Source organism: Mailhella massiliensis (assembly GCF_020741395.1).
Taxonomy (GTDB): Bacteria; Desulfobacterota; Desulfovibrionia; order Desulfovibrionales; family Desulfovibrionaceae; genus Mailhella; species Mailhella massiliensis_A.
In genome coordinates, this window is the sequence record NZ_DYZA01000141.1 from 1 (window position 1) to 3,379 (window position 3,379).

General features: G+C 56.2%; 2 protein-coding genes. Both read right to left on the minus strand.

Annotation, left to right across the window (positions count from 1 at the left end; genetic code table 11):
* Nucleotides 1–534: 534 nt before the first annotated feature.
* Complete coding sequence (locus tag K8W16_RS06960) at nucleotides 535–1,797, minus strand: M24 family metallopeptidase (protein ID WP_304122415.1); 1,263 nt, start codon at nucleotides 1,795–1,797, stop codon at nucleotides 535–537.
* A 4-nt stretch (nucleotides 1,798–1,801) separates the two neighbouring features.
* On the minus strand, nucleotides 1,802–3,379 hold a 1,578-nt coding region (locus tag K8W16_RS06965), incomplete at its 5' end, for a tripartite tricarboxylate transporter permease (protein WP_304122416.1).

A 3,379-nucleotide genomic window follows, 5' to 3' on the forward strand; every position in this document is an offset into this window, starting at 1 on the left:
GCAGATCTTGTATGCTCAAAAAGCACCTTATCTCACCCATGTTCAGGGATTTCCACATGTTATGCCAGGCGGAGCGCTGCATGAGCCCCCATAAGGCAGACAGATCATCCTGCCCGTAAACCTGTTGCCTGCTCAAGCCTCAAGGATGCCGGAATTCTCCCTGCCTTATTTCAAACCGTTATATCACAGGCATGATCCTTCAATGATATGGACGCAATGTTTCATCATATCGTATTTCATGAATTAAATATTTTCACAAGCATATCGTTGTGATACTGTTTTTCTGTTTCATGTGTTACCATCACATCGCTTTTGTTCCCCCCATATAAAACACCTTTCCGATTGTCAATGAAAGTCCGACGCTCCCATAGTTATCGAAAAGGTGTTTTCAGAGAGCTCCGATTGTCCTCCGTTCATCGGGCGGGATACTGCTTCGGACGCTTCCGCGCCCTCAGCGGCCTGAAGGCATTAAGCAGAAAAGTCCGTGCCCCGTGTATTCCCGGGAACACGGACTTTATCGCCCCTGAAAAAGCACTACATATCCCAGCGGATATTCTCACGCGGGAAGGAAGTCATGATTTCCGCGCCTTTTTCGCCGACATAGACCATATCGCCTATGGCTGCACCGGCCACGCCCTTCTGGAAGAAATTGGGGTGGAATTCAAACAGCATGCCGGGCTTCACCTCAAGGAACTTGTCGGCTGAAGGATTGTTCACCGGAGCATGGCGCTGATAGCCGAACTCCACAAAACCCTCCACGCCGCAGCTGTTATCCTGATAGGGCTGCGGGAAAGGCACGCTGACGATGGGATCCTCATAGGAATGTCCGAGCCCGTGCGCCGCGCGGAAACGGAACATGGCGGCGTCGTCCTGTTCCGTAAAGCGGCTGCAGTACACCCTTTCAAAGGCACGATGCACATCGTAGAGGTTCGCCCCGGGACGCAGGGCTTCCATGCCGGCATTCTCCATCTCCAGCACCACGTCGAAGGCCCGCTGCTGCGCAGGGCTGGGGGCGCCGTAGGTCCCCATGCGCAGGGCATGGGCCCAGTGCCCGTGATAAAGCAGGTAAATGCCCACCAGGACCTGATCCCCCAGCTGAGGAACGCGCTGACATTCCTCCCTGCGGAACAGGCAGTATTCGGCCACGGGCGCTATGGAAAGCCACACCAGGGCATGCTCCGCACCCTGATCCTGCGCGTATTTCGCCATGGCGTTCTGGAGCTGACAGATTTTTTTCTGTGTTTTTATTTCGCGCCGCAGAAGCTGGAACATTTCATCGCAGATTTCCGCCCCGCGGTAGTGTATGGCATACTGGGTGGCATCCTTGATCACGCGCATGGGATCGACGAAGGATTCAAAATCCGCCACCTCGGCTTCGGGGAAGGAGGCGCGCAGTCTCTCCCAGAACGGCACCGGAGTTTCCGCACGGCCTATATAGGCGATTTTCCGGCACTCACCGCAGTATTCTTTGAGAATCTGCACCACGCTCTCCGGCATGGCTGCCCCCAGGGCCAGGCGCACGTCGTCCCCCCAGATCGGGTAACGCTCCGACATGCACTTGAGGAACATGTTGCTTACAAGAAGTGCGGGAGATCTGCCGGGGACAAGCACAAGAACACTCGCGGTATTGTAGCCGTCCCAGTCCGTAAGAAAGCTCAAATATCCGTGGGATTTGGAGGTAGAGCCCACGGAACTGCCCTGGGCATAGAGAACCAGTGCGTCGAAGCCATGTTCGCGGAGCATTTCCTCCACACGCATGCGGCGCTCGCCAAGCACTCTTCTGTCTACGATCAACATACTGTTACACCCATAATCCGGTTGGAGTTGGAACGCGGAGCAGCCAGGCAAAGCAGGCATATTCCACAAAGGTTATACCGAAAGCAAGGATCACGGTACGGGCAAGACTTCCGGCGTTGATTTTCCTGTGCTGCACGAAAAGCATCCCGTATACCAACATGACGAGCATGCAGGTGAACATGGCCGTATAGAAGCCCAGAGGTTCAATGAGCACATAGCTCAGCATGGAGAAGAGGAAGTACACCAGCACTGTGAAGTACTGGGGCTTTTCTTCCGATACCGCAGTCTTCTTGCCCAGTTCCTGTATGCACACGATAATGCCGAGCAGCACGATGAGCGTGAACACCACCAACGGGAAAATTCTGGCCACTCCGCCAAGCTCAAGAGACTGCCCGATGAAGAACACGCCCGTCAGCGTGCAGACCAGCGTGGCCAGGAAACCGTAGTCACGGAAATTGCGGGAGGAAAACTTCCATGAGCTTTGGCCCGATGCATGTCCCTTCCTGCGGCTGAGCCACACCGGCAGCAGCAGAGAAATGGCGCAGAGCACGATGAAGAGCATGGACATGGGCGAAAAAATGAGCAGCTGCATCAGGGAACTGGAATAGGAGCGCATGATCGTGGTAGACAACGATTCTTCAATGATGGGCCCGAGCACCACGCCGAGAGCGATAGCCGCAGGGGATATGCGCGCCTTGAGGAAAAGATAGGAAAAACCGCCTGTAATCAGGAGCACCAGCACGTCGAACATGCTGTTGCGCAGGGAATAGGCGCCAAGAATCGACAAGGTGATGACTGTGGGGATGATGACCAGCTTGGGCACGTCGAGAATGCGGGAGCAGACCTTCACCAGCACATAGCCCACAATGACCATGACGATGTTGACGAAAATAAGGCTGGAAATAAACGTGTAGGCCACATCGGCATTGTGTTCCAGAAGCTGCGGACCGGGGGTAAGCCCTTGGGAAAGCAGGCCGCCCATGAGTATGGCCGCAGACGCGCTGCCGGGAATACCGAGCGCCATGAGAGGCACGAGCGAGCCGCCCACACAGGCGTTGTTGGCGGCTTCGGGCACGGCAACCCCTTCCAGAACGCCGGTTCCGAAGCGGTCGGGATTCTTGTCCCAGCGCTTGGCTTCGTTGTAGGTGATGATGGAAGCAACACTCCCGCCGGCCCCGGGCAAACCGCCGATGAAACAGCCGATGCCCGACATGACGGTAAGCAGTTTCTTTGCGCCCCACACACCGCGCAGAGCGGTCAGAAAGGCGCCGGGGCGGCGCACCAGCTCGGCAATGTAGCCGTCGCGGCTTTCCAGAAGAAGCAGCATCTGAGAGAAAGAGAACAGACTGGTCATGAGAATGACCATGTCCAGCCCCTGCACAAGATCGTACACATCAAAGGTGAAACGCGGCATGCCGTCGGCAGGGTCGAGGCCCACGGTGCTCAGCGCCAGGCCGATACACCCGCCGAGAAGGCTTTTCATCACATTGCCCGGCGACATGGCGGCCAGCGTGGTGAGGCCGAAAATCGCCATCCAGAAAAAGGATTCCGAACCGAACTTGAGCGCTATGCTCGAAAGGGG

Coding starts and splice junctions, on each gene's coding strand:
- K8W16_RS06960 (WP_304122415.1), bottom strand. CDS start 1,797: ATGTTGATCGTAGACAGAAGAGTGCTTGGCGAGCGCCGCATGCGTGTG.